The organism is Micromonospora sp. WMMD1155 (assembly GCF_029581275.1).
GTDB lineage: Bacteria > Actinomycetota > Actinomycetes > Mycobacteriales > Micromonosporaceae > Micromonospora.
The window spans coordinates 4,159,990-4,184,146 of sequence record NZ_CP120742.1; the positions used below are offsets into that span (position 1 = coordinate 4,159,990).

The 24,157-nt window shown below is 72.2% G+C and carries 26 protein-coding genes, 1 pseudogene and 1 riboswitch; of the genes and pseudogenes, 19 read left to right on the forward strand and 8 right to left on the reverse strand.

Translation table 11 applies throughout. The features are described from left to right. Positions 1-24 precede the first annotated feature (24 nt). Both dnaJ and O7617_RS19160 read left to right on the forward strand, forming a co-directional pair. Complete coding sequence (dnaJ, locus tag O7617_RS19155) at positions 25-1,170, forward strand: molecular chaperone DnaJ (protein WP_282264793.1); 1,146 nt, start codon at positions 25-27, stop codon at positions 1,168-1,170. A 1-nt stretch (position 1,171) separates the two neighbouring features. Beyond that, positions 1,172-1,906, forward strand: a complete 735-nt coding sequence (locus O7617_RS19160; RefSeq protein ID WP_282257127.1) for a 16S rRNA (uracil(1498)-N(3))-methyltransferase — start codon at positions 1,172-1,174, stop codon at positions 1,904-1,906. Positions 1,907-1,910: 4 nt separating this feature from the next. Here O7617_RS19160 and ppk2 read toward each other — a convergent pair whose 3' ends face one another. Both ppk2 and O7617_RS19170 read right to left on the reverse strand, forming a co-directional pair. After that, a complete protein-coding gene (gene ppk2, locus O7617_RS19165) occupies positions 1,911-2,822 on the reverse strand; it encodes a polyphosphate kinase 2 (protein WP_282257128.1) in 912 nt (303 codons plus the stop codon). 72 nt (positions 2,823-2,894) lie between these two features. Continuing rightward, positions 2,895-3,656, reverse strand: coding sequence for an SDR family oxidoreductase (locus tag O7617_RS19170; RefSeq protein WP_282257129.1), 762 nt, complete (start codon positions 3,654-3,656; stop codon positions 2,895-2,897). A gap of 46 nt (positions 3,657-3,702) precedes the next feature. Between O7617_RS19170 and O7617_RS19175 the strand changes: the two genes are divergently transcribed. The 8 genes and pseudogenes from O7617_RS19175 (at position 3,703) to O7617_RS19210 (ending at position 11,258) form a co-directional block, all read left to right on the forward strand. Next, a complete protein-coding gene (locus O7617_RS19175; RefSeq protein WP_282257130.1) occupies positions 3,703-4,062 on the forward strand; it encodes a histidine triad nucleotide-binding protein in 360 nt (119 codons plus the stop codon). Next, positions 4,059-5,447: a serine hydrolase domain-containing protein gene (locus O7617_RS19180; protein WP_282257131.1), complete on the forward strand. Its 1,389-nt coding sequence runs from the start codon at positions 4,059-4,061 to the stop codon at positions 5,445-5,447. Before O7617_RS19175 ends, O7617_RS19180 begins: the two co-directional genes overlap by 4 nt. Positions 5,448-5,577: 130 nt before the next feature. Then, positions 5,578-6,636 carry a PhoH family protein gene (locus tag O7617_RS19185; protein WP_269682781.1) on the forward strand — a complete coding sequence of 353 codons (1,059 nt, stop codon included), beginning with the start codon at positions 5,578-5,580 and terminating at the stop codon, positions 6,634-6,636. 15 nt (positions 6,637-6,651) lie between these two features. Next, positions 6,652-7,125, forward strand: coding sequence for an rRNA maturation RNase YbeY (gene ybeY, locus O7617_RS19190; protein WP_282257133.1), 474 nt, complete (start codon positions 6,652-6,654; stop codon positions 7,123-7,125). After that, positions 7,101-8,423 (forward strand): annotated as a pseudogene (locus O7617_RS19195) (hemolysin family protein); the annotation flags it as partial. The gene ybeY and the pseudogene O7617_RS19195, both read left to right, overlap by 25 nt. Positions 8,424-8,613: 190 nt before the next feature. After that, positions 8,614-9,000: a cytidine deaminase gene (locus O7617_RS19200; RefSeq protein WP_282257134.1), complete on the forward strand. Its 387-nt coding sequence runs from the start codon at positions 8,614-8,616 to the stop codon at positions 8,998-9,000. Next, positions 8,997-9,902, forward strand: coding sequence for a GTPase Era (gene era, locus O7617_RS19205; RefSeq protein ID WP_282257136.1), 906 nt, complete (start codon positions 8,997-8,999; stop codon positions 9,900-9,902). The genes O7617_RS19200 and era overlap by 4 nt, the downstream gene beginning before the upstream one ends. 177 nt (positions 9,903-10,079) lie before the next feature. After that, the gene (locus O7617_RS19210) at positions 10,080-11,258 is read left to right on the forward strand and encodes an acyltransferase (protein WP_282257137.1); all 1,179 of its coding nucleotides are present in this window, start codon (positions 10,080-10,082) and stop codon (positions 11,256-11,258) included. Here the strand turns inward: O7617_RS19210 and O7617_RS19215 are convergent. Beyond that, complete coding sequence (locus tag O7617_RS19215) at positions 11,245-12,051, reverse strand: DUF4097 family beta strand repeat-containing protein (protein WP_282257138.1); 807 nt, start codon at positions 12,049-12,051, stop codon at positions 11,245-11,247. The two genes, O7617_RS19210 and O7617_RS19215, sit on opposite strands and share 14 nt — an antisense overlap. A 102-nt stretch (positions 12,052-12,153) precedes the next feature. Here O7617_RS19215 and recO point away from each other — a divergent pair, with 102 nt between their 5' ends. The 5 genes from recO (at position 12,154) to O7617_RS19240 (ending at position 15,347) form a co-directional block, all read left to right on the forward strand. Then, a complete protein-coding gene (gene recO, locus O7617_RS19220; protein ID WP_282257139.1) occupies positions 12,154-13,020 on the forward strand; it encodes a DNA repair protein RecO in 867 nt (288 codons plus the stop codon). A 4-nt stretch (positions 13,021-13,024) separates the two neighbouring features. After that, complete coding sequence (locus O7617_RS19225) at positions 13,025-13,840, forward strand: isoprenyl transferase (RefSeq protein WP_282257140.1); 816 nt, start codon at positions 13,025-13,027, stop codon at positions 13,838-13,840. Between the two features lie 66 nt (positions 13,841-13,906). Further along, positions 13,907-14,092, forward strand: coding sequence for a hypothetical protein (locus tag O7617_RS19230; RefSeq protein WP_282257141.1), 186 nt, complete (start codon positions 13,907-13,909; stop codon positions 14,090-14,092). Between the two features lie 239 nt (positions 14,093-14,331). Then, positions 14,332-14,589: a thioredoxin reductase gene (locus O7617_RS19235; protein ID WP_282257142.1), complete on the forward strand. Its 258-nt coding sequence runs from the start codon at positions 14,332-14,334 to the stop codon at positions 14,587-14,589. Then, positions 14,586-15,347 (forward strand): pirin-like bicupin family protein, encoded by a 762-nt coding sequence (locus tag O7617_RS19240; protein ID WP_282257143.1) that lies wholly within the window; start codon positions 14,586-14,588, stop codon positions 15,345-15,347. The genes O7617_RS19235 and O7617_RS19240 overlap by 4 nt, the downstream gene beginning before the upstream one ends. 195 nt (positions 15,348-15,542) lie before the next feature. Here the strand turns inward: O7617_RS19240 and gndA are convergent, their stop codons facing one another. Together gndA and O7617_RS19250 are read right to left on the reverse strand one after the other, a co-directional pair. Then, positions 15,543-16,985, reverse strand: coding sequence for an NADP-dependent phosphogluconate dehydrogenase (gene gndA, locus O7617_RS19245; RefSeq protein ID WP_282257144.1), 1,443 nt, complete (start codon positions 16,983-16,985; stop codon positions 15,543-15,545). A gap of 178 nt (positions 16,986-17,163) precedes the next feature. Continuing rightward, on the reverse strand, positions 17,164-17,460 hold the full coding sequence (locus O7617_RS19250) for a thiamine-binding protein (RefSeq protein WP_145779424.1): 297 nt from the start codon (positions 17,458-17,460) through the stop codon (positions 17,164-17,166). A 291-nt stretch (positions 17,461-17,751) separates the two neighbouring features. Here O7617_RS19250 and O7617_RS19255 point away from each other — a divergent pair, with 291 nt between their 5' ends. Continuing rightward, the gene (locus O7617_RS19255) at positions 17,752-18,243 is read left to right on the forward strand and encodes a hypothetical protein (RefSeq protein WP_282257145.1); all 492 of its coding nucleotides are present in this window, start codon (positions 17,752-17,754) and stop codon (positions 18,241-18,243) included. A gap of 300 nt (positions 18,244-18,543) precedes the next feature. Here O7617_RS19255 and O7617_RS19260 read toward each other — a convergent pair whose 3' ends face one another. From O7617_RS19260 to O7617_RS19270, 3 genes are all read right to left on the reverse strand, one after another. Further along, positions 18,544-19,344, reverse strand: coding sequence for an energy-coupling factor transporter transmembrane component T (locus tag O7617_RS19260; protein ID WP_282257147.1), 801 nt, complete (start codon positions 19,342-19,344; stop codon positions 18,544-18,546). Beyond that, entirely contained in the window at positions 19,341-20,771 is a 1,431-nt protein-coding gene (locus O7617_RS19265; RefSeq protein WP_282257148.1) for an ABC transporter ATP-binding protein, read from the reverse strand. Before O7617_RS19265 ends, O7617_RS19260 begins: the two co-directional genes overlap by 4 nt. Positions 20,772-20,874: 103 nt before the next feature. After that, positions 20,875-21,468 (reverse strand): ECF transporter S component, encoded by a 594-nt coding sequence (locus tag O7617_RS19270; protein ID WP_282257149.1) that lies wholly within the window; start codon positions 21,466-21,468, stop codon positions 20,875-20,877. Between the two features lie 74 nt (positions 21,469-21,542). Next, positions 21,543-21,647, reverse strand: a riboswitch (TPP riboswitch). Between the two features lie 108 nt (positions 21,648-21,755). On the opposite strand from O7617_RS19270, the gene O7617_RS19275 reads away from it, so the two are divergent. From O7617_RS19275 to O7617_RS19285, 3 genes are all read left to right on the forward strand, one after another. Continuing rightward, entirely contained in the window at positions 21,756-22,586 is an 831-nt protein-coding gene (locus O7617_RS19275; RefSeq protein WP_282257150.1) for an alpha/beta fold hydrolase, read from the forward strand. A gap of 86 nt (positions 22,587-22,672) precedes the next feature. Beyond that, on the forward strand, positions 22,673-23,422 hold the full coding sequence (locus O7617_RS19280) for an SIS domain-containing protein (RefSeq protein WP_282257151.1): 750 nt from the start codon (positions 22,673-22,675) through the stop codon (positions 23,420-23,422). Positions 23,423-23,580: 158 nt separating this feature from the next. After that, positions 23,581-24,084 carry a DUF6328 family protein gene (locus tag O7617_RS19285; protein WP_282257152.1) on the forward strand — a complete coding sequence of 168 codons (504 nt, stop codon included), beginning with the start codon at positions 23,581-23,583 and terminating at the stop codon, positions 24,082-24,084. Positions 24,085-24,157 lie beyond the last annotated feature (73 nt).

The window sequence follows — 24,157 nt, forward strand, 5'->3', positions numbered from 1 at the left end:
ACGAACATGAGGACACGGAACGCAGTGGCCAGGGACTACTACGGCATCCTCGGTGTGAGCCGGGAAGCCTCCGATGACGAGATCAAGCGCGCCTACCGCAAGCTGGCGCGCCAGTTCCACCCGGACGTCAATCCGGACCCGGAGGCTCAGGAGAAGTTCAAGGACATCAACGCCGCGTACGAGGTCCTCTCGGACGACCGGAAGCGGCAGATCGTCGACCTGGGTGGCGACCCGCTCGCCCCGGGCGGCGGCGGTGCCGGAGGCCCCGGGGGCCCCGGCGGTGCCGGCCCGTTCGTCGGTTTCCAGGACATCATGGACGCGTTCTTCGGCGGTGCCGGGGGCAACACCCGGGGGCCGCGTCCGCGTACCCGCCCGGGCGCCGACGCGATCCTGCGACTCGAACTCGACCTGCACGAGACGGCGTTCGGCGTCGAGGCGCCGATCACCGTCGACACCGCGGTGCTCTGCACCACCTGCTCCGGCGCCGGCACGGCCGCCGGCACCCACCTGGCGACCTGCGAGGCGTGTGCCGGTCGCGGCGAGGTGCAGTCGGTTCAGCGCACCTTCCTCGGCCAGGTGGTCTCCGCCCGGCCGTGCACCGTGTGCCAGGGCTACGGCACCACCATCCCGCACCCGTGCCCCACCTGCGCGGGCGACGGTCGGGTGCGTACCCGCCGTTCGCTGACCGTCAAGATCCCGGCCGGGGTCGAGGACGGCATGCGGATCCGGCTGGCCCAGCAGGGCGAGGTCGGCCCGGGTGGCGGCACGGCCGGTGACCTCTACGTGGAGATCCACGAGCGGCCGCACGACGTCTACTCCCGCAAGGGTGACGACCTGCACTGCCGGGTCACCGTGCCGATGACCGCGGCGGCGCTGGGCACCCGGCTCACCATCAAGACCCTGGACAGCGAGGAGACCGTCGACGTCAAGGCCGGCACCCAGCCGGCCAGCACGCTGCGGCTGCGCGCCCGGGGCGTGCCGCACCTGCGCGGCACCGGTCGCGGCGACCTCTACGTGCACCTGGACGTGCGGACACCCACCAAGCTCGACCCGGACCAGGAGAAGATGCTGCGCGACTTCGCCAAGACCCGCGGTGAGGAGGTCGCCGAGCTGTCCAAGCAGGGCGGCTTCTTCTCCCGGATGCGCGACGCGTTCAACGGGCACGCCTGAGGTGTCCGCGCCGCTCTTCCTGGTCGAGGCGCTGCCCACCGGCGACACGCTGACCCTGGCGGGTCCGGAGGGGCACCACGCCGCGACCGTGCAGCGGCTACGCGTCGGTGAGGAACTGCTGCTCGCCGACGGCCGGGGCGGCACGGCCGCCGCCGTGGTCACCGCCGTCGGCCGGGGCAGCCTGGAGGTCACCGTCACCTCCCGGGGGTACGCGGACGCGCCGGTACCCCGGATCGTCACCGTGCAGGGCATCGCGAAGGGCGACCGGGGCGAGCTGGCCGTGCAGGCGATGACCGAGGTCGGCGTCGACGAGATCGTGCCGTGGGCGGCGTCGCGTTCGGTGACCCAGTGGCGCGGTGACCGGGGCGTACGGGCCCGGGAGAAGTGGGTGGCGACCGCCCGGGAGGCCGCCAAGCAGGCCCGCCGGCCGTGGCTGCCGGTGGTGGCCGGGTCGCCGGACGAGTCGACCGCCACGGTGGCCCGCCGGATCGCCGGTGCCGCCGCCGCGTTCGTGCTGCACGAGGAGGCCGACGAGCGGCTGACCACCGCCGACCTGCCGACCTCCGGTGAGATCGTCCTGGTGGTCGGCCCGGAGGGTGGCATCGCCCCGGCCGAGCTGACCGCGTTCCGCGAGGCCGGCGGCCGACCGGTGCGGCTCGGTCCGGCGGTGTTGCGCACCTCGACCGCCGGAGTGGCGGCGCTCAGCGTGCTCGCCACCCGCCTCGGCCGCTGGTGACCGTTCAGGGCCTCGGGAACACCGGCACGACCTCCTCCTCCGGCCCCAGATCCAGCCCGGCGTTCCCGATGATCTGCGGGTCGGGTGTGCCGACCACCGCGAGGTCCTTGCCGTCGTAGTCGAAGCGGTGCAACACGTGCCGCATCGCCTCCAGCCGCGCCCGCTTCTTGTCGTTGCTCTTCACCACCGTCCACGGCGCGTCGGCCGTGTCGGTCCAGAAGAACATCGCCTCCTTGGCCTCCGTGTACTCGTCCCACCGGTCCAGCGACGCGATGTCCATCGGGGACAGCTTCCACTGCCGGACCGGGTCGACCTGGCGGATCGCGAACCGGGTGCGCTGCTCGTTCTGGGAGACGGAGAACCAGAACTTGACCAACCGGATGCCCGAGCGCACCAGCATCCGCTCCAGCTCCGGGGCCTGCCGCAGGAACTCCAGGTATTCCTTGCGGCCGCAGAAGCCCATCACCCGCTCGACGCCGGCCCTGTTGTACCAGGACCTGTCGAACAGCACGATCTCACCGGCCGCCGGCAGGTGCGCCAACCACCGCTGGAAGTACCACTGGCCGGCCTCCCGCTCGTCCGGTTTGGCGAGTGCCACCACCGACGCGCCGCGCGGGTTGAGGTGCTCCATGAAGCGCTTGATGGTGCCGCCCTTACCGGCCGCGTCCCGCCCCTCGAAGATGATCAGCAGCCGCTCGCCGGACTCCTTGATCCAGTCCTGGAGCTTCAACAGCTCGATCTGGAGCAGCCGCTTGTCCCGGTCGTACTCGTCGCGGTCCATCCGTTCGTCGTACGGGTAGTCCTCGCGCCAGGTGTCGACGGGAGTCCCGTCGGGTCGGAGCAGGACGGGGTCGTCGTCGTGGCCGTCGGCCACCCGGTAGTCGGCAGTGAGGTCCAGCAGCGCGGAGTCGGCCATGTCGGTGGGACTTACCCATCCACGTGCCCCGAACCACCCCCCGGACCGGGTGATCCGGCGGTTGTTCCGACGTCAGCTCCGCAGGTAGGAGGCGCCGTTGAGGTCGACGATCGTGCCGGAGGCCCACTCGGCCTGCGGCGAGGCCAGCCAGTGCACCGCGGCGGCGATCTCCTCCGGCCGGGCCACCCGGTCGAACGGGCTCTGCGCCCGGATCGCCGCACCCTCGTCCCCGCGCAGGTACTCGGCGACCATGTCGGTCGCCACGAAGCCCGGCGCGACGGTGGCGACCGCGATGCCGTACGGCGCGAGCGCCACGGCGAGGGACTGGCCCAGCGCGTTCAGCCCCGCCTTGCTGGCACCGTACGCGGGCTGGTGCGGCTCCCCCCGGAACGCGCCCCGGGACGAGACGTTGACGATCCGCCCGCCGCGTTCACGCATGTGCTGGGCGGCGCACCAGATGACGTTGCCCGCGCCGGTCAGGTTGGTCTCCAGCACCTGCCGCCAGCGCTGCTGCCACTGCTCGTAGGAGGCACCGAAGATCGGGTGCGGGTCGTCCCGGTCGCCGTACGTCCCGGCGTTGTTGACCAGGACGTCCAACCCGCCGAGCGCCTCGGCGGCCCGGTCGACCATGGCCCGGACCGCGTCCGGGTCGGTGAGGTCCGCGCGGACCACCACGTGCCCGGCACCGGGCAGTCGCGACCGCAGGTCCTCGGCCGCGTCGGCCGAGTCGCGGTGGTGGATCGCCACCCGGTCACCGCCCGCCGCGAACGCCTGTGCCACCGCGGCGCCGATCCCCCGCGAGGCTCCGGTCACGAGTACCGCCCGATCCGTCATGCCGGCCATCCTGCCCGAGCCACCTGCCAGTCCTTACACTGCCCCGATGGGATCCGACTGCCTGTTCTGCCGCATCGTCGCCGGGGAGATCCCGGCCACCGTGGTCCGGGAGACCGACACCACGCTCGCCTTCCGCGACATCGATCCGAAGGCGCCGGTGCACGTCCTGGTCATTCCGAAGGAGCACTACGCCGACGTCGCCACCCTCGCCCAGGGTGACCCTGCGCTGGCCGCCGACGTGCTGGCGACGTCCGCCGCCGTGGCCGAGGACGAGGGCCTGCTCGGCGACGGTTTCCGGTTGATGTTCAACACCGGCGCGTACGGCGGGCAGGAGGTGTTCCACGCGCACGCCCATCTGCTCGGTGGTGCGCCGCTCGGCCCGATGCTGGCCCGGGACCTCGCGTGAGCGAGCCGGCCGCCCGGGGGCACGAGCACCTGGGTCGACTCGTCCGGCGGGTGCAGGCCGACGCCCGGGTGCCGGCGGTGTCGGTGGCGCTGCACCGGGCCGACCGACCGCTCTGGACCTGCACCGTCGGCGACACCGGAAGCGACAACCCGCTGGCGCCGGACACCCAGTTCCGGATCGGCTCGGTCACCAAGACCTTCACCGCGGCGCTCACCCTCCAGTGCCGCGACGACGGGCTGCTGGACCTGGACGACCCGGTGGGTCGGCACCTGGATCTGCCCGCCCACGGTGAGCTGACCGTACGCCGGTTGCTGTCGCACACCGCCGGTCTGCAACGCGAGCCGTTCGGCGACGTGTGGGACACCCTGCGCGCACCGGACGCCGACCGGTTGGTGGCGGAGCTGGACCGGGCCGAGCGGGTGCTGCCGACGGCCCGCCGGTTCCACTACTCCAACCTGGCCATGGCCGTGCTCGGTCGACTGGTCGCCCGACTGCGCGGCGAGAGCTGGGCGCAGGCACTCAGCGAGCGGATCCTGACGCCGCTCGGGCTGACCGACACCACGGTGACCCCCCGACCGACGGCGGCCACCGGGTTCCTGGTCGACGCGTACTCCGACGAGGCGCACCCGGAGCCGCCGACCGACTTCGGCGCGGTCGGCCCGGCCGCGCAGCTCTGGAGCACCGCCACCGACATGGCGCGGTGGGCGGCGTTCCTGGCCGACCCGGCGGCACTGGACCCGGCCGGCGCGGTGCTCGCCCCCGCGACGCTGGACGAGATGCGCTGGCCGCTGACCACCACCGACGAGACGCTCTGGGGCGCGGGCTTCGGGCTCGGGCTGATCCTGGTCCCGCAGGGCGAACGGGTGATGCACGTGGGGCACGACGGGGCGATGCCCGGTTTCCTGGCCGGTGTGTACGGCCGGCGGGGCGGCGACGGCACGGCCGGCGCGATGGGCGCCGCGGTACTCGGTTCGTCCGGTACGGCGACCGAGCTGTTCGACCTGCCGCACCGGCTGCTGGCCGCGGCGGTCGAGCAGGACCCGGCCGACATCGAGCCGTGGCGGCCCGGCGCCCCCGCGCCGGCGGCCCTCCGGGGCGTGCTCGGCAGGTGGTGGGGCGAGGGTTTCGAGTACGTCTTCTCCTGGCAGGACGGCTCCCTGCGGGCACGCGGGGCCGGCGACCCGGCCGGACGGCCGCCGGCGATCTTCGTGCCCCTACCGGACCGACCGGACGTGTTCCGGACGGCATCCGGGCGGGAGGCCGGCGAGCTGCTGCGACTGACCCGGGACGACACCGGCGCGGTGGTCCGGATGCACTGGGCAACGTACCGGTTCACCCGTCACCAGGAGACCTTCGACCGGTACGACTTCCGCACCGGGCGTTGATCGCGGCCAGCGGAAATGGGCGCGATGCGGCCCGCGTCGAACGGATACGATGGGTGTAACGTCCGCACGCCGGCCAGCAGACCGGCGCCGAGATCGAGAGCAGGTGGCGCAGGGCCCTTCGGCCCGACCTATGACCGGCACCCCACCTCCCGGCCCGCCCCGGGTGCAGACCAGGATCACCGTGCCCGACTCGAAGATCATGGTCAATCTGCTCGGCGCTGGCGACGAGATCCTCCGACTCGTCGAACGCTCGGTCAACAGTGACGTGCACGTCCGCGGCAACGAGATCACCATCACCGGTGACCCCGCGGACAACGCCCTCGCCGAGCGGGTCTTCAGCGAGCTGCTCGAACTCATCGAGAAAGGCGAGACCCTGACCACTGACGCCGTCCGGCGTACCGTCGGCATGCTCGAGCAGGGCAGCGCCGAGCGGCCCGCCGAGGTTCTGACGCTCAACATCCTCTCGCGGCGCGGGCGCACCATCCGGCCCAAGACCCTCGGTCAGAAGCGCTACGTCGACGCGATCGACTCGAACACCATCGTCTTCGGCATCGGCCCGGCCGGCACCGGCAAGACCTACCTGGCGATGGCGAAGGCCGTCCAGGCGTTGCAGGCCAAGCAGGTCAACCGGATCATCCTGACCCGGCCGGCGGTCGAGGCGGGGGAGCGGCTGGGCTTCCTGCCCGGCACGCTCAACGAGAAGATCGACCCGTACCTGCGCCCGCTCTACGACGCGCTGCACGAGATGCTCGACCCGGAGACGATCCCGAAGCTGATGGCCCAGGGCACGATCGAGGTCGCGCCACTGGCGTACATGCGGGGGCGGACGCTGAGTGACGCGTTCATCATCCTGGACGAGGCGCAGAACACCACGCCCGAGCAGATGAAGATGTTCCTCACCCGGCTCGGCTTCAACTCCAAGATCGTCGTGACCGGTGACGTCACCCAGGTGGACCTTCCCGGCGGGACGACCAGCGGTCTGCGGGTCGTCCGGGAGATCCTGGAGAACGTCGAGGACGTGCACTTCGCCCAGCTGTCCAGCTCCGACGTGGTCCGCCACCGGCTGGTCGGGGAGATCGTCGACGCGTACGCCCGCTGGGACGCCGAGCGGGAGAACCAGCAGGCGCAGGGCGTCCATGCCGTGCCCGGGCGACCCGCCCAGGGCGGCCGGGCCGGCCGCCGCCGCTAAAGCAGAGGAAAGCAGTTGTCCATCGAGATCGCCAACGAGTCCGGTGTCGACGTCGACACCGACGCCGTGCTCGCCGTCGCCCGGCACGCCCTCGACGAGATGGGGGTCAACCCCCTCGCCGAGTTGTCCGTGCTGTTGGTCGACATCGACTACATGACCGAGCTGAACCACCGCTGGATGGGTGGCGACGGCCCGACCGACGTGCTCGCCTTCCCCATGGACGAGGGCAGCGTCGACCACGGCCCGGGTGAGTCCGCGCCGGCCGGCGGCGAGCCCGCCCTGCTCGGCGACATCGTGCTGTGCCCCGAGGTCGCGGCCAAGCAGGCGGCGACGGCCGGGCACTCGCCCGCCGACGAGCTGCACCTGCTCACCGTGCACGGGGTGCTGCACCTGCTTGGCTACGACCACGCCGAGCCGGAGGAGGAGCGGGAGATGTTCGGTCTCCAGGCCCGACTGCTGGCCAGCTGGCGGTCGACCCGCACCCAGTGATGTCCACTCCTCCGTTACTCGCGGCCGGTGCCACCGCCGGCCTTCCCGACCTGCAGCTGATCGCCTTCGCGGCCGGCCTGGTGGTGCTGGCCGGTCTGATCGCGATGACCGAGGCGGCTCTCGCTGCGGTCTCTCCGGCCCGCGCCGCCGAGCTGGCCCGCGACGGGGTGCGGGGCGCCAGGACCCTCCAGGCGGTCGCCGGTGACGTCGTCCGGCACCTCAACCTGCTCCTGTTGCTGCGGCTGCTGGCCGAGCTGACCGCCACCACGCTCGTGGCGTTGGTCGCGGTGGACAGCTTCGGCGCCGGTTGGCGGGCGGCGCTGGTGACCGCCGGCGCGATGACCGTGGTCAGCTTCGTGGTGGTCGGCGTCGCGCCGCGCACCATCGGCCGGCAGCACGCGTACGCCGTCGGTCGTGCGGTCGCGCCGCTGGTCCGGTGGCTGGGCCGGGCGCTCAACCCGCTCGCGTCGTTGCTGATCCTGATCGGCAACGCGGTCACCCCGGGCCGCGGCTTCCGCGAGGGGCCGTTCGCCACCCAGGTGGAGTTGCGAGAGCTGGTCGACCTGGCCGAGCAGCGCGGCGTCGTCGAGCACGGCGAGCGTCAGATGATCCACTCGGTCTTCGCGCTCGGCGACACCATCGCCCGCGAGGTGATGGTGCCGCGTACCGAGATGGTGTGGATCGAGGAGGGCAAGACGCTCGCGCAGGCGCTGGCGCTCTTCCTGCGTTCCGGTTTCTCCCGCATCCCGGTGATCGGCGAGAGCGTCGACGACGTGCTGGGCGTGCTCTACCTGAAGGACCTCATCCGCCGCTCCCGGGGCGGCGACCCGCAGGCCGAGCAGTTGCCGGTGGCCGAGTTGATGCGCCCGGCGACCTTCGTGCCGGAGTCCAAGCCGGTCGACGACCTGCTGTCCGAGATGCAGGCGGCCCGCAACCACCTGGTCATCGTCGTCGACGAGTACGGCGGCACCGGCGGCCTGGTCACCATCGAGGACATCCTGGAGGAGATCGTCGGTGAGATCACCGACGAGTACGATGTCGAACGCCCGCCCGTCGAACGTCTGGCGGACTCGTCGGTCCGGGTGACCGCCCGCCTGCCGGTGGAGACCCTGGGCGAGATGTTCGACACCGACCTGCCCACCGACGAGGTGGAGACGGTCGGGGGCCTGCTCGCCCAGTCGCTGGGGCGGGTGCCGATCCCCGGTGCGACGGTCGAGGTCGCCGGTCTCCGGCTGGTCGCCGAGGGCACCACCGGCAGGCGTAACCGGATCGACACCGTCCTGGTCAGCCGGGTGGAGTCGGGCCACGAACAGGACACCGCGGGGCGCGGCGAGCAGGGCAGCGCGGGGCGGCACGAGAAGGACACCGCGGGGCGCGGCGAGCAGGGCAGCGCGGGGCGGCACGAGAAGGACACCGCGGGGCGCGGCGAGCACGCCGACCCCGGGGACGACACGGACAACCACCGAGATGACGAGAGGCAACCAGCCGATGCCTGACACACCCGCCGCCCCCGCCGCCCGGCCGGCCCCCACCGCGTCAGCCGAGCTGAGCGCCGAGGACGCCAAGCTGGTCGTCCTGGCCCGGGGCGCCCGCGGGCGGGTCGGCGCCGTGGAGGGCGCCGCGGTCCGGGATCAGGACGGCCGGACGTACGCGGCGGCCAGCGTCGCGCTGCCGTCGCTGACCCTCACCGCGTTGCAGTTGGCTGTCGCGTCGGCGGTGGCGGCCGGGGCGAGTCGGCTGGAGGCGGCGGTGGTGGTGACCGAGGCGTCGACGCTGGACGGCGCCGGTCACGCGGCGGTGCGTGACCTCGCGGTGGACGCCCCGATCCACCTGGCCGCCCCGGATGGCACGGTCCTCGGCACGGTGACCCAGTGAGCCCCGTGCAGGACCCGGAGGCGAGGCCGTACCGGGCCGGGTTCGGCTGTTTCGTCGGCCGGCCCAACGCGGGCAAGTCCACGCTCACCAACGCCATCGTCGGCACCAAGATCGCGATCACCTCGAACAAACCGCAGACCACCCGGCACGTCATCCGGGCCGTGCTGCACCGCCCGGAGTCGCAGTTGGTCCTGGTCGACACCCCGGGCCTGCACCGCCCCCGGACGCTGCTCGGTGAGCGCCTCAACGACCTGGTCCGGTCCACCTGGACGGAGGTCGACGTGATCGGCCTGTGCATCCCGGCGGACGAGCCGGTCGGGCGCGGCGACCGGTTCATCACCGGCGAGTTGGCCGAGTTGAAGGCGACGGTGCTGGCGGTGGTCACCAAGACCGACCTGGTGGACAAGCGCCGGCTGGCGGAGCAGTTGCTCGCGGTGAGCGAGCTGGGGGACTTCGCCGCGGTGGTGCCGGTGAGCGCGGTCTCCGGGCACCAGGTGGACACGCTCGTCGACGTGATGACCGACTACCTGCCGCCGTCGCCGCAGCTCTACCCGGACGACATGCTGACCGACGACCCCGAGCAGGTGATGGTCGCGGAGCTGATCCGGGAGGCCGCCCTGGAAGGGGTCCGCGACGAGCTGCCGCACTCCATCGCCGTCGTGGTGGAGGAGATGATCCCCGAAGGTCAACTGACGAAGATCTACGCCGACGTGTACGTCGAGCGACCCAGCCAGAAGGCGATCGTGATCGGTCATCGGGCGAGCCGGCTCAAGGAGGTCGGCACCAACGCCCGCCGCCAGATCGAGGAGCTGCTGGGCGGCCGGGTCTATCTCGACCTGCACGTACGGGTGGCGAAGGACTGGCAGCGCGACCCGAAGCAGCTGCGCAAGCTGGGCTTCTGACACCACCGCGCCGACCGGCCCCGGTCGGCGGGAGCGCGACTGTCGGCGTACCTCATGATCGTCTTCGGTCGTGGTGGTGGAAAGATTCACGTTCGGTCGGGGGTGTTGCCCGTTTCGCGGCGGCACCGCGCAGGGTAGGGGAACAACGCCAAGCGTCCCCGACCGAGATGCAGGCTGATGCGCAACAGGTACCTCGATCTGCTCCGATTCCTGGCCATCGTCCGAGTGGTCGTCTACCACGTCACCGGGTGGGCGACCCTCACCCTCGTCTTCCCCGCCATGTCGGTGATGTTCGCGCTGGCCGGTTCGTTGATGGCCGCGTCGCTGACCCGCTCCGGGCCGACGGCGGTCGCGCGTCGGCTGCGTCGGCTGCTGCCGTCACTGTGGGTGCTCGCGGCGGTCTTCGTACCGGCCATGCTGCTCACCGGTCTGCCGGTGAGCCCCCGGGTTCTGCTGTGGCTGTTCCCGATCGCCGACCCGCCGGCCAACGACTGGGGCGCACTGGCCCTGAGCGTCATCTGGTACCTGCGCGACTACCTGTGGTTCGTGCTCGCCTCACCCGTGGCGTTCTGGCTGTTCCGGCGTGCCCCGCTGCCCACGGTGCTGGCCCCGTACCTCCTCCTGGTGGCGATCGAAGCGGGGATCTACCCGGCACCACCGGTGCTGCGCGAGTTCGGGCTGTACTTCGGGGCGTGGACGCTGGGCTTCGCCCACCACGCCGGGATGCTGCGCCGGCTCTCCGGCCGGTTGCTCTATCCGGTGGCGGCCGCCCTCGCGGTGGGCGGCGGTGCCTGGATCGTCGGGCATCCCGGCCCACGCGGGTACGACCTGAACGACAACCACCTGGGCAACGCACTCTGGTCGGCCGCGTTCATCCTGGTCGTCCTGGGTCGGGCCCCCTCCGGGGTGGTGTGGCTGAGTCGCAGTCGGCTGGCCGACCGGGCGGTGACAGTCGTCAACCGGCGGGCGCTCACCGTCTATCTCTGGCACATGCCGTTCGTGGTGGCGCTCACCCCGCTCGTCGACGTGGTGGGTTGGTCCCACCAGGACCCGGTGGGGTTGGCCATCCGGGTGCTGCTGGTCTTCGCGCTGGTCGGACTGGTCACCCTCGCCGTCGGCTGGGTCGAGGACGTCGCCGCCCGTCGCCGCCCGGAGCTGATCCCCGGTGGCCCGCCGCGCCCGGCCGGGGCGGCCGCGCCCGTCGGCGAGCCCCCAGCCGGGCCGGATGCCCGGTCCGGTGCGCTGTCGGGCGACTCCGTCGGTGCGGGGTCGTCCAGGCGTGCGCCCGAGCCGGCCGCGGTGCCGGCCCAGCGGTCGGCCGGGGAGCCGACCACCGTCGACGTCAACGTTGGCTGATCGTCACGTTGCCGCTGCCGGCCGAACCGTCGAGCACCAGGGACGCGGCCGGGTCGTCGGCGACGGTGACCCGAGTGTCCCCGGAGCCCGCACCGGAGCGCACCCGGTAGCTGCCCGGCGGCACCAGCAACGTCACGTCGCCGCTGGACGCGTGCACCCGCGCCGCAGCCGGTGTGTCCAGCTCGACTGTGACATTGCCGGAGCCGGCCTCGGCATCCGTGGTGGCGACGAGCCGTCGTGCGGTGATGTCACCGGACCCGGCGCGCAGGCGGACGGCCCCGCTGACCTCGCTCACGTCGATGTTGCCGGAGCCGGTCTCCACCTCGACCTTGCCATCGGCCCCGGTGACCCGTACGTCACCCGAACCCAGCCGAAGCTCCACCGCGCCGACCCTGCTCAGCTCGACGTCACCCGAACCGGACTCGCCCTGGAGGGCCACCCCCTCCGGCACGGTGACCTCGTAGGAGACGCTGCACCGGTCGCCGCAGTCGGTGTCCAGCACCAGCTCGCTGCCCTTGATCTCGTACCGGGCCTGCGGCTCGCCGCCCTGGTAGCGCACCACCCGCTTGATCCGCGCCTCCGCCGCGGTGCCGGTGCCCCGGACGACCACATCGCCGGAACCCGGCAGCACCCGGATGTTGGTGATCTTCACCGGCTCGGTGTCGTCGTAGTCGAGCCGACGCATGGCCAGGTTGTCGCACCCGGCGAGCACGATGAGGGTGGTCGCCAGCCCCAGGGCCACGGGGGCGGCGGCGCGCCGACGGAGACCGCCGGAGGTCGGTTGCATTGCCATGGCCAGCACGCTACGACCGGTGAAGAGCCGCGCGCATCGGGGTTACTCCGCGCCTGCACCCCGAACCAACCCTGATATCGCACCCCGAGGGAGAATGGCCCGATGGCCGGGTACCGCCGACAGCTCTACCGCGACGACGCGGTGGTGCTGCGTGTGCAGAAACTCGGCGAGTCCGACCGGATCATCACCCTGCTCACCCGTCGACACGGCCGGCTGCGCGCGGTGGCCCGAGGGGTCCGCCGCACCACCAGCAAGTTCGGCGCCCGGCTGGAACCGTTCGGCCACGTCGACCTCCAGCTCGCCGGAGACCCGAAGGGCAACCACGGCAGCGCGCTGCACACCGTCAGCCAGGCCGAGGGCATCGACCTGTACGGCAAACGGTTTCTGGGGGACTACCCGCGCTACACGGCGGCCAGCGCGATCGCCGAGACCGCCGAGCGGCTGACCCCGGTCGAGCGGGAGCCGTCGCTGCGGCTGTTCCAGCTCACCCTGGGCGCACTGAAGGCGCTGTCCCGGGGGGAGCACGCCACCACCCTGGTCCTCGACGCGTACCTGCTGCGGGGGATGGCCCTCGCGGGCTGGGCGCCGGCGCTCGTCGCCTGCGCGGTCTGCGGCACCCCCGGCCGGCACCGGGCGTTCTCCGTGCCGGCCGGCGGCGCCGTCTGCCCCGACTGCCGGCCACCCGGCGCGGCTCACCCCGCGCCGGCCACCATCGACCTGATGTCCGCGCTGACCACCGGCGACTGGGTGGTCGCCGACGCCACCGACACCGGGGTACGCCGGGAGTGCAGCGGACTGGTCGCAGCTCACCTGCAGTGGCACCTGGAGCGCGCGCTACGCTCGCTGCCGCTGGTCGACCGGGGTCCCTCGGCGGCCGGCACGGCCTCGCCGCCGGAAGGCGGCGGAGCCGTGGTGCTCCGGCCACAGGGCGACGTCGAGGCCGGGGCGGACGGCGCGAACAGGGAGTGACCGAGTGATCCGATCCAAGAAGGCCAACCGGCGCGAGCCGACCCCGCCGACACCACACCCGTCCGGCGCCCGGCCGCCGGCACTGCCCACCGAGGCGGTGCCGAAGCACGTGGCGGTGGTGATGGACGGCAACGGTCGGTGGGCCAAGGAGCGCGGGCTGCCCCGCACCAAGGGGCACGAGGCGGGGGAGCACAGCCTCTTCGACACCATCGAGGGTGCCATCGAGATGGGCATCCCGTACCTGTCGGCGTACGCCTTCTCCACCGAGAACTGGCGGCGCTCGCCGGACGAGGTCCGGTTCCTGATGGGGTTCAACCGGGATGTCATCCGCCGCCGTCGCGACCAGTTGGTCGACCTCGGCGTCCGGGTGGTCTGGTCGGGTCGCCCCGGGCGGTTGTGGAAGAGCGTCATCTCCGAGTTGCAGACCGCCGAGGAGATGTCCCAGGGCAACTCGACGCTGACCCTGCAGTTCTGCGTCAACTACGGCGGGCAGGCCGAGATCGGTGACGCCGCCGCCGCGATCGCCCGGGACGTGGCGGCCGGTCGACTGGACCCGGCGAAGGTCACCGAGAAGACCGTCGCGAAGTACCTCTACCACCCGGAGATCCCCGAGGTGGACCTGTTCCTGCGCCCCTCGGGGGAGGAACGGATCTCCAACTTCCTGCTCTGGCAGACCGCGTACGCCGAGTTGGTCTTCCTGGACACCCTCTGGCCCGACTTCGACCGCCGCCACCTCTGGTACGCGTGCGAGCTGTTCGCGCAGCGGGACCGGCGCTTCGGCGGGGCGCTGCCCAACCCGGTCGCCCCGGTTCTGAGCTGACGCGCTTACCCGCACGTCACACTGGGTATCAGTGACGTCAGAAGCCACTGACGGAGGTGAACCCACATGATCCAGAAGCGCATTGCCCAGTGGGCGGTGATGGCGATCGCGGTGCCGGTAGCCGCGGCCGGCGCCCGTCGACTCAGCCACACCCTGGAGGCCCGACGTGGTCCCTCCGGGGCGACCCGGCTGCTGACCAAGGGCGCCGACCTACTCCGCCCCCAGAAGGCCAAGCGCCGCCGCTTCTTCTGACCGATCTCACCTGCCCCCGGCGCCGCCCGCACCCGAGTGCGGGCGGCGCCGCGCTGTGCTGTGCTCGGGTGGGCGTGCAGCGCCGGGGCTTGTCTGCGGTCGGCGCCTTGATCCACTCCAGGTCGGCGATCTGGCGGCGTTGCCTCGCCGGGATGCCCCCACATCGCCGACGTCGTGTCGATCTTGGGCTGCCGCGCGGTTCCGGGGTGCCGGGTATGGGCGGCGGGTAGGGTCCGAAGGTGGCGGGACCGCGGCGCTCGGAGGTGAACATGCGGGATCTCCGGTTCAAGATGATCATGGCGTTGAACGCGGCCGATCTGGGTGACCCGATCTGCGAGCAGGTGGCCGACATCTGTGCCGAGATCGCCGAGCAGCACTGCGCCGAGTTCGGCCACACGCCGCAGCTGCGTACCGGCGAGATCGCCGAACTGGCAACCGGAGAGCCGGCCCTGACCTGGGCGCCGTCGATCCCCGACGCCGGGCAGCGTGCCTGGTGACCGCACCGGCCCCCGCGGTCGACGTCCGTCGCGCCGACGACCGCTTCGCCACCCGGATCTCCTGGTTGGACTCCAAGCACTCGTTCTCGTTCTCCCGGCACTACGACCCGGCCAACACCCACCATGGTCTGCTGCTGGTCAACAACGACGACGTGGTACGCCCGGGTGCCGGTTTCGAGACCCACCCCCACCAGGACATGGAGATCGTCACCTGGGTGCTGCGCGGCTCCCTGGTGCACCAGGACTCCACCGGGCACTCCGGGGTGATCTACCCGGGGCTGGCCCAGCGGATGAGCGCCGGAACCGGCATCCTGCACTCGGAGAAGAACGACGCCTGGCGGCTCGACAACCAGGAGCCGCACAGCGACCCGGTGCACTTCGTGCAGATGTGGGTGCTCCCCGACGAGCAGGGCGTCGACCCCGGCTACGAGCAGCTGGAGATCGAGGACGTGCTGCTGCGCGGTGGCCTCGTGCCGATCGCCTCCGGGATGGACCGTTCCGACGGCGCGTCCGCGATCCGGATCCGCAACCGGTACGCGACGCTGCACGCCGCCCGACTCACCCCGGGCGACGAGGTCACCATCCCCGACGCGCCCTTCGTGCACCTGTACGTGCCTGACGGCACAGTGACGCTGGAGGGCAGCGGGCCGCTCAACACCGGCGACGCCGCCCGACTGACCATGACCGGCGGCCGACGGGTCACCGCCGACGAACCGGCCGAGATCCTCGTCTGGGAGATGCACGCCACGATCAACTGACCGGGTGCTGCCCGCACAGCCGACGTCTCCCGTGGTCGGTGGTCTCCCGCGATCGGGGCGCCCTCCACGGCGCGGTCGTCTCCCGCGATCCGCGGCCAGCATGATCGTGCCCGAACATGGATGTAGTGGCCTCCCCGCGTCGCGGAGGCCACTACATCAAGGATCGAGCGATCGGGCCGTGGGCCGTGGTTTGTCTTACGCTGGCGACTCGGTGCGGTCGGCGGCCCACGTGGTGTGGAACGAGCCGTCCCGGTCCACCCGCTGGTAGGTGTGCGCGCCGAAGTTGTCCCGCAGGCCCTGGATCAGCGCGGCGGGAAGCCGCTCGGCGCGTAGCGCGTCGAAGTACGCCAGCGACGACGAGAACGCGGGCGTCGGCACACCGGCCCGGGTCGCGTCGCCCACCACCCGTCGCCAGCTCGGCACACCGGCCGCGACGGCGTCGGCGAAGTACGGTGCGACCAGCAGCGTCGGCAGGTCGGGCTGCTGGTCGTACGCCTCACGGATGCGGTCGAGGAAGCGGGCCCGGATGATGCAGCCGCCCCGCCAGATGGTCGCCGTGCCGCCGAGGTCGATGTCCCAGTCGTACTCCTGGCTGCCGGCCCGGATGTGGTCGAAGCCCTGCGCGTACGCGACGATCTTGGAAGCGAGCAGCGCCCGGCGGACGTCCTCGACGAACGCGTCCCGGTCGGTGACCTGCCACTTCTCGCCCGCGTCCGGGAACGCCCGGCGGGCGGCCTCCCGCTGGTCGACGTGCCCGGACAGGGAGCGGGCGAAGGTCGCCTCGGCGATCCCGGTGATCGGGATGCCCAGGTCCAGGGCGCTCTGCACGGTCCACCGACCGGTGCCCTTCTGCTCGGCCCGGTCCTGCACGATGTCCACGAACGGCCGGCCGGTCTCCGCGTCGGTGTGCGCGAGCACGTCGGCGGTGATCTCGATGAGGAACGACTCCAGCTCGCCGTCGTTCCAGTCGCGGAAGATCTCCGCGATCTCCGCCGGCTTGGCGTCCAGACCGGAGCGGAGCAGGTCGTACGCCTCGGCGATGAGCTGCATGTCGGCGTACTCGATGCCGTTGTGGACCATCTTGACGAAGTGCCCGGCGCCGTCCGGCCCGACGTGCATGCAGCACGGCACACCGTCCACCTGCGCGGCGATCTTCTCGAACATCGGCCCGAGCTTGGCGTACGACTCGGCGGAGCCGCCCGGCATGATGCTCGGACCGAGCAGCGCGCCCTCCTCACCGCCGGAGACGCCGGTGCCGCTGAAGTGCAGCCCCTGCGCGCGCAGCGCCTCCTCGCGGCGGCGGGTGTCGGCGAAGTGGGCGTTGCCGCAGTCGACGATGATGTCGCCCTCTTCCAGCAGAGGCACCAACTCGTCGATCACCGCGTCGGTGGGCGCACCGGCCTTGACCATGACGATGACTGCGCGCGGCCGTTCCAGTGACGCCACGAAGTCGGCCATCGTCTCGCCGGGCACGAACGTGCCCTCGTCGCCGTGCTCCGCGACGAGGCTGCGGGTGCGCTCCGGCGAGCGGTTGTGCACTGCCACCGTGAAGCCGTTGCGGGCCAGGTTGCGGGCCACGTTGCGACCCATCACCGCCAACCCGGTCACACCGATCTGTGCCCTCGCCTGCTCAGCCATCCGTGCCGCCACCTCTCGTCACCACTATTGGCGTTTCCGAACCTATCGCGATGTGGGCTGATCCGGGACCAGTGATCCACCCTCTGATACTCGGGGTGGCGGCGAGGCTGCCGTTGGTGGCGGCGAGGCTGCTGTTGGTGGCGGCGGTCGGCGCCACGGGCACACCGTGCGGGACCCGTCAACCCTCGGCGAGGCGGGCTTCGATCCGGGCGACCTTTCCGGTGAGCGCGTCGGTCACCCCTGGGCGGACGTCGGCCTTGAGCACCACGCTCACCCGGGGCGCCCGGGCGGCGACCACGTCGACCGCGCGCTTCACCACCGCCATCACCTCGTCCCACTCGCCCTCGACGGTGGTGAACATGGCATCGGTCCGGTTGGGTAGGCCGGATGCCCGGACCACCCGAACCGCCTCGGCGACCAGGTCACCCACGGAGTCGTCACCGCCGAGCGGGGTGATCGAGAAAGCGATCAGCATGTGCCGATCGTGCCAGTAAATCGGGTGCGCGTCCGCTCGGGAGGCGGTTAGGGTACGGCCATGCGTTACTGACGCCCCACCTTCCGAGCCGGCCCGCCGCCCCGCGTCGCGGTCCGTGCGCTCGCGGGCGTCCCGCATGTCCTCCCGCCGTTCGGCGGCGCTGGCTGTGTCCGACCCCGGCGAGCAGTTCCTTCCCTGTTCGGCCGTCGCGTCGCGCGGCGGCCACCAGCCGATCCGACCGACCGCCGACGCGCGGGACCGGCCAGTCGGTCGGCACCGAAGGAGGCCCGGATGCCTGCCAGGCGCAATCCGAAGAAGTCCCGTAGAACCCCACTCGGCACCGACCAGACGGCCGCCCACGGCCGATCCCGCCCCGACCTCGCGATCGAGCCGGCGGTGCCGGTCGAGCGCACGGTGCCGGCTGAGTCGGCGTTGCCGCCGGTCCTGGCCGAGCCGGCGGTGCCGGCCGAGTCGGCGGTGCCGGTGTCGCTGCCCGGGGCGTTGCTGGCGGCGGTGCTGTCCGAGTCGACGGTGCCGGTGTCGCTGCCCGAGCCGGTGCTGCCGGCGGTGCGGGTCGAGTCGGCTGCGGTGCTCGGTGAGCTGACGCCGTCGATCGACGTGCCCGCGGCGGTCGACGCTCCGGCGGTGGCAGACCTGCCGAAGTCTGCCGGGCGACCGGTGGCACCGACGGCCGGACCGCCCCAGGGTGGCGGCGGTCGCTCGGGCGGCGGCCGTAGCCGACAGGCCGGCCAGACCCGCCGCTACGCCTTCCGCCGCAGCTGACCGGACGTCCTGGCGTCCTCGCCACGCGGGGGTGCTGGGACATGACAGCAATATCAGGGATGTAGTGGCCTCCTTCACCAACGAGGCCACTACATCCCTGTTGTTGTGCGGATCTTGGCGGCGGGCGGCGGGCGGCGGGCGGCCCAGCGGCGGGCGACCAGCGGCGGGCGGCCGACGGCGCGCGTCCGACGGCGCGCGGCCAGCGGCGGGCGGCCCAACGGCGGGCGGCCGACGGCGCGCGACCAGTGGGGGGGTGACGAGCGCCGCAGCTCTCGGGGCGGGAGCGGCGGAAGGGCCGAGTCAGCCGATCAGTGGGCGGAAGGTGCCGAGAAGGACGCTCGTGGTCAGGGCCGCTCCGGCCAGGAGTGCCGCGCCGACGACGAGAAGCCCGTCGGCGGGGGTGAAGTGCTGGCGGCGGGCCACGGTCCGGGGTGTACCGGCGTCGAAGCCTCGCGCGTCCATCGCCACGGCCAGCCGGGTGCCTCGACGGATCGCACCGACCAGCAGCGCAAAAGCGGTGGAGGCGAACAGTCTCAGCTTGGCCAGCGGGTTGCGTCCCGCGTCGACGCCCCGCGCCCGCCGCGCCATGCTGATCATCTGCCACTCCTGTCCGAGGAGCGGCACCAGCCGGAACGCGGCCAGCGCCCCGATGGCGAACCGGGCCGGAGCCTTCGCATTCTGGATCAACGAGTCGGCCAGGTCGGTGGGGTCGGTGGTCGCGAAGACGATGACACCGGGCAGGGCCACCGCGAAGACCCGCAGCACCAGGCCGAGCGCGGTGAGCAGCACGCCGGTACTGACGAACACCGGCCCCGCGTCCAGCAGGACCCGGCCGGACCGGTCGGCGGCGAAGAGGACGAGGGTGACCAGGATGCCGGCGGCGCTGAGGAGCAGTGGCCAGGCCCGCCGCGCCAGCACCCGGTAGCGGATGCCGAACAGCGGCAGCACGGCGAGTTCGAGCGCGATGGCGATCGCCGGGGCCACCGGGTCCAGGGTGGCCAGCAGGGTGAACGAGAAGACCAGCGCGGCGGCGACCTTCGCCACCGGGTTGCGGCGGGCCAGTGGCGCACCGGGCGCGGCGACCGGCTCGATGCTGATCATCGGTCGTCGCCGGAGGTCGGCCGCAGGGTGACGCTGCGGTCGGCGAGCGCGGCGACGAAATCCGCGTCGTGGGTGACCGCGACCACGCCGTGTCCGGCGTCGCGAAGGTCGGCGAAGAGGTCGACCAGCTCCCGCCAGGTCCGCCGGTCCTGGCCGAAGGTGGGTTCGTCGCAGATCAACAGACGGGGCGCGGTGGCCAGGGCGGTCGCCACACTCAGCCGCCGCGCCTCACCACCCGAGAGGGTGTACGGGTTGGCAGCGGCGAGTCGGGCCAGCCGCAGCCGTTCCAGCAGCTCGGCCACTGTCTGCTTGACGGCTGACTCGGGTTGACCGGTCCGGCGCGGGCCGAGCGCCAGCTCGTCGAAGACGGTGCTGGTGACGAACTGGTGCTCCGGGTCCTGGAAGACCGACCCGATCCGCCGGGCCAGAGCGGGGGCGCGCCAGCGGTGTGGGGGAGTGCGGTGGTCCGCGCCGGCCAACTCGGCGGAGGCGGTGACCCGCCCGCTGCCCGGCCGGAGCAGCCCGCCGAGCAGCAACGCCAGGGTGGACTTGCCGACGCCGTTGGGTCCGCGTACGGCGAGCGCCTCGCCGGCGCGTACCGCAAGGTCGGTGGAGGCCAGCCGGGGTGGCAGGCCGAGCCGGTCGGCGGTGAGCAACAGTTCTCCGGGCGCGGCGGTGGCCGGGCGGGGCGCGATGGGGTGACCCGGCACCCACACCCCCTCGGCGGCCAGGGCGGCACCGTGGGCGGCGAAGACGGCCTCGGGGGTGCCGTCCGCGCGGACGCCGCCGCCGGGTTCCAGGACGACCACCCGGTCGACAAGCGGCAGCGCCTCGGCGACCCGGTGCTCGACCAGGATCAGCGTGGTGTCGTCGTCCAGCGCGCCGGCCACCGCCCGCCGGATCAGCTCGGCCCCGGCCGGGTCGAGGTTGGCTGTCGGCTCGTCGAGCAGCAGCAGGTCGGGGCGGAGGGCGAGCGCGCCGGCCAGGGCGAGGCGTTGCTGCTCGCCGCCGGAGAGCGCGGCCGTGTTGCGGTTCCGGGGGTACGGGAAGCCGACCCGGTGCAGCGCCTCGTCCACCCGGGGCCAGATCTCGCCGGTCGGCACTCCCCGGTTCTCCAGCCCGAAGGCGACGTCGTCGCCGCAGCGTGCCATCACCAGTTGGGTTTCCGGGTCCTGGAAGACGATGCCGACGCGTTCCCGCCCCTTACGGGGGTCGAGCCCGTCGATCTCGACGATGCCCTCCTGCTCGCCGGAGTCTTCGGGGAGCAGCCCGGCCAGCGCGCTGAGCAGGGTGCTCTTGCCGGCTCCCGATGGGCCGAGCAGCAGAACCCGTTCTCCGACCTCGACCCGCAGGTCGACGCCGCGCAGAGCCCACGCGCGCCGCCCGGCGTGCCGCCACCCGAACCCCCGCAGAACGACCGCGCCCACCGAACCCCCTTCCGCACGGCTTCTCGTTGTTGATCAAGAGGTTTGCGTCAGGATTCCGCCTCCGGTTGACGCAAACCTCTTGATCAACGCATCCGGCCCGGGGTCAGATCAGGGCTCGGTCCCGGCCCGCCGGGAACCGGTCCAGGACGCCGGTGTCGGCCAGTGCCTTGGTCAGCAGCCAGCCTCCGGCACCGGCGATCACGGTGGCGCTGACGATGGTGATCAGCGCGTACGGGATGCGGTAGTCGGTCAGCTCGGTCTCGACGTTCCAGATGAAGAAATCGAACAACGCGGCGCTGAGACCGGTCAGCGCGCCGGCCAGGACGGCGGTCGGCAGCCGGAACGACCGGTACCGGAAGGCGGCGAACGCCAACTCCGCGCCGATGCCCTGCACGATGCCCTGCGGGATCACCGTGCCGGCCCACTGGCTGCCCAGCAGCGCGGAGAGGACCGCGGCGACCGTCTCGCAGTAGAGCGCGGCACCGGGCTTGCGGATGACCAGGCCGCCGATCACGGCCGGCATCAACCAGACGCCGTAGAGCAGCGTCTGCGCCGGTGGGAAGAAGGCGAACGCGCCCTCGGTGGCGCTCCACACCAGGCCCCACGCCCAGAAGATGACGCCGAAGGCGACCGCGATCACCGAGGCGACCACGATGTCGATGGTCCGCCAACGGTGGGTGTCGGTGGTGGATTTCATGTGTTGCTCCCAGTTCGTGAGTGCGAACCAGGAGAAGACGCACGCCGCGTCCGGTGGCACCGGACGACGGCGCGGCTGGAGGTCGACCGAACTCCCTGCGCTGGCATTACCCAGATCAGGTTCGAGGGTCTGCGGGCATGCCCGCACTCTCAGCGCTGTGCGCTCCCCTGTCGGATGTGAAGTTGTCTCGCTGACGCTAACACCGACCGGGGGCGTGGGCCCAGCAGGGCATCAGCCTGACCTGCGGGAGCGACCGGCCCGACTCCCGGCTGGGTACGCTTCGGATCATGCGGGTCGACGCACGAGGCTTCACGTTCGAGGTAGCCGTCGATGGTCCGCCGGACGGCGTACCCGTTCTGCTGCTGCACGGATTTCCGCAGCACAGCGGTGAGTGGGACGACGTCGTGCCGACACTGCACGCCGCCGGGCTGCGCACGTACGCGCTGGACCAGCGGGGTTACTCGCCGGGCGCGCGGCCCACGGCGGTGGCCGACTACCGGATCCCGGAGCTGGTCGCCGACGTGGTGGCGGTGCTCGACGCCCTCGGTCTGGACGCCGTCCACCTGGTCGGGCACGACTGGGGTGCGGTCGTGGCCTGGGCGGTCGCCGCCCGGCACGCCGAGCGGGTCCGCACCCTGACCGCGGTGTCCGTGCCTCACCCGGCGGCCATGGCGCACGCGCTGGCCAACGACGGTCGACAGAGGGCCCGGTCGTCGTACATCGCGCTGTTCCGTAAGCCGGGCAAGGCGGAGAGGGTGCTGCTGGCGTGGCACGCCACCGCGCTGCGCAAGCTGCTCGGTGGGGTCGGTGACCGGCCCCGGGTGGACCGCTACGCCGACCCGATGCGCGAGCCCGGGGCGCTCACCGCCGCGCTGAACTGGTACCGGGCGATGTCCCGCGCCGACCTGGCCGCGGTCGGCCCGGTCGCGGTACCCAGCACGTACGTGTGGAGTGACCAGGACGTCGCCATCGGCCGGACCGCCGCCGACGCGTGTGCGGCGAACGTGACCGGGGACTACCGCTTCGTGCAGCTGACCGGCGTCAGCCACTGGATCCCGGACGAGGCACCGGGTCCGCTCGCCGAGGCGATCCTGGCCCGAGTCGGCGGAACAGCCTGAGCTGCTGGAACGCGAGGCACCCTGGTCGACCCGCTCGACTCGGGCACGGTTGACTAGATGGCCCGCAATCGGACGACGGAGGACGCATGACGGTGAGTGCCGAGGACTACCTGGCCGTGGTGACCGAGACGATCGGCCGGGTGGCCGCCAGTCAGCGGGAGGCGGTGGGCCGGGCCGCGGACCTGATCGCCGATGCCGTACGCGCCGACGGTGTGGTGCACGCGTTCGGCACGGGGCACTCGGAGGCCCTCGCCATGGAGATCGCGGGTCGGGCGGGTGGTCTGGTGCCGACCAACCGGATCGCGCTGCGCGACCTGGTGCTGCTCGGCGGTGAACCCGCCGACCGGCTCGGTCCGATGCTGGAACGGGACCCGAGCGTGGCGCACCGCCTCTACGAGTTGGCCCCGGTGCGGCCCACCGACGTGTTCGTGCTCGCCTCGAACTCCGGGGTCAACGGCGCGATGGTGGAGTTCGCCACAGTGGTCAAGGAGCGCGGCCACGGGCTGGTGGCGATCACCTCGGCGCAGCACTCCGGCCGGATGACCTCCCGGCACCCGTCCGGGCGCAAGCTGAGCGACCTCGCCGACGTGGTGCTCGACAACGGGGCTCCGTACGGTGACGCGACAGTGCCCCTTCCCGGCGGTGGCGCGGTCGGCGCGGTCTCCTCGATCACCGCCGCCCTGCTGGCCCAGCAGGTCACCGTGGAGGTGGTGGCGCGGTTGCTGGCGGCGGGGGAGCGGCCCCCGGTCTACCTGTCGGCGAACATCCCGGACGGCGACGCGCACAACACCGAGCTGGAGGCGCGCTACGCGGGTCGGATCCGGCGCGGGTCCTGAGGCTGCCGGCGACGGCTCGGCCGGTGCTTGTGGCCGACGTGCGTCCCCGAGGTGAACGGGAGATGTCGTGAACCTGTTTCGCGCTCGGCCGGGTGGGGCATTGGCGTTGCTGCCGGCGGCCGGGACCGCCGGCAGTAGCGTCTCACCGGAGGTAGCGCGTGTCCAAGGAGACCGAGAAGCAGCGCTGGCAGCGCAACTTCGCCGACCTGCTCCAGGAGTTGCGGGTCGCGCAGACCGGCGTGCAGATCCTCTTCGCCTTCCTGCTCACCCTGCCATTCAGTAGCGGGTTCACCCGGACGAGCGAGTTCCAGCGAGACGTCTACATCGTCGCGCTGCTCGCGGCTGCCGCCGCCACCGCGCTGATCATCTCACCGGTGGCGTTCCACCGGGCGTTGTTCCGCCAGGGGCGCAAGCCGGAGCTGGTGCGGTTCGCGCACCGGATGGCCACCGGTGGCCTCGCCTTCATGCTGATCGCCATGGTCAGCGCGGTGCTGCTGATCACCGACTTCGTGCTGGACCGGCCGATCGCCTTCCTGCTCAGTGCCCTGACCGGCATCTGGTTCCTCGTGTTCTGGGTGACCCTGCCGTTCGTCCGGCGCAACTGGGGTGAGGACGACATCGACGATGATGACGACGATCCGGACACCATCATCGGTCGCTGACCACGCCGATCTGCACGCACCGCTACCCCTGGGTAACAACCGGGGGTAGCGTGGCGGTAGCCGCATCGAGCTT

Coding starts and splice junctions, on each gene's coding strand:
- ppk2 (WP_282257128.1), bottom strand. CDS start 2,822: ATGGCCGACTCCGCGCTGCTGGACCTCACTGCCGACTACCGGGTGGCC.
- O7617_RS19170 (WP_282257129.1), bottom strand. CDS start 3,656: ATGACGGATCGGGCGGTACTCGTGACCGGAGCCTCGCGGGGGATCGGC.
- O7617_RS19175 (WP_282257130.1), top strand. CDS start 3,703: ATGGGATCCGACTGCCTGTTCTGCCGCATCGTCGCCGGGGAGATCCCG.
- O7617_RS19185 (WP_269682781.1), top strand. CDS start 5,578: ATGACCGGCACCCCACCTCCCGGCCCGCCCCGGGTGCAGACCAGGATC.
- O7617_RS19200 (WP_282257134.1), top strand. CDS start 8,614: ATGCCTGACACACCCGCCGCCCCCGCCGCCCGGCCGGCCCCCACCGCG.
- O7617_RS19210 (WP_282257137.1), top strand. CDS start 10,080: ATGCGCAACAGGTACCTCGATCTGCTCCGATTCCTGGCCATCGTCCGA.
- O7617_RS19215 (WP_282257138.1), bottom strand. CDS start 12,051: ATGGCAATGCAACCGACCTCCGGCGGTCTCCGTCGGCGCGCCGCCGCC.
- recO (WP_282257139.1), top strand. CDS start 12,154: ATGGCCGGGTACCGCCGACAGCTCTACCGCGACGACGCGGTGGTGCTG.
- O7617_RS19230 (WP_282257141.1), top strand. CDS start 13,907: ATGATCCAGAAGCGCATTGCCCAGTGGGCGGTGATGGCGATCGCGGTG.
- gndA (WP_282257144.1), bottom strand. CDS start 16,985: ATGGCTGAGCAGGCGAGGGCACAGATCGGTGTGACCGGGTTGGCGGTG.
- O7617_RS19250 (WP_145779424.1), bottom strand. CDS start 17,460: ATGCTGATCGCTTTCTCGATCACCCCGCTCGGCGGTGACGACTCCGTG.
- O7617_RS19255 (WP_282257145.1), top strand. CDS start 17,752: ATGCCTGCCAGGCGCAATCCGAAGAAGTCCCGTAGAACCCCACTCGGC.
- O7617_RS19260 (WP_282257147.1), bottom strand. CDS start 19,344: ATGATCAGCATCGAGCCGGTCGCCGCGCCCGGTGCGCCACTGGCCCGC.
- O7617_RS19270 (WP_282257149.1), bottom strand. CDS start 21,468: ATGAAATCCACCACCGACACCCACCGTTGGCGGACCATCGACATCGTG.
- O7617_RS19275 (WP_282257150.1), top strand. CDS start 21,756: ATGCGGGTCGACGCACGAGGCTTCACGTTCGAGGTAGCCGTCGATGGT.
- O7617_RS19280 (WP_282257151.1), top strand. CDS start 22,673: ATGACGGTGAGTGCCGAGGACTACCTGGCCGTGGTGACCGAGACGATC.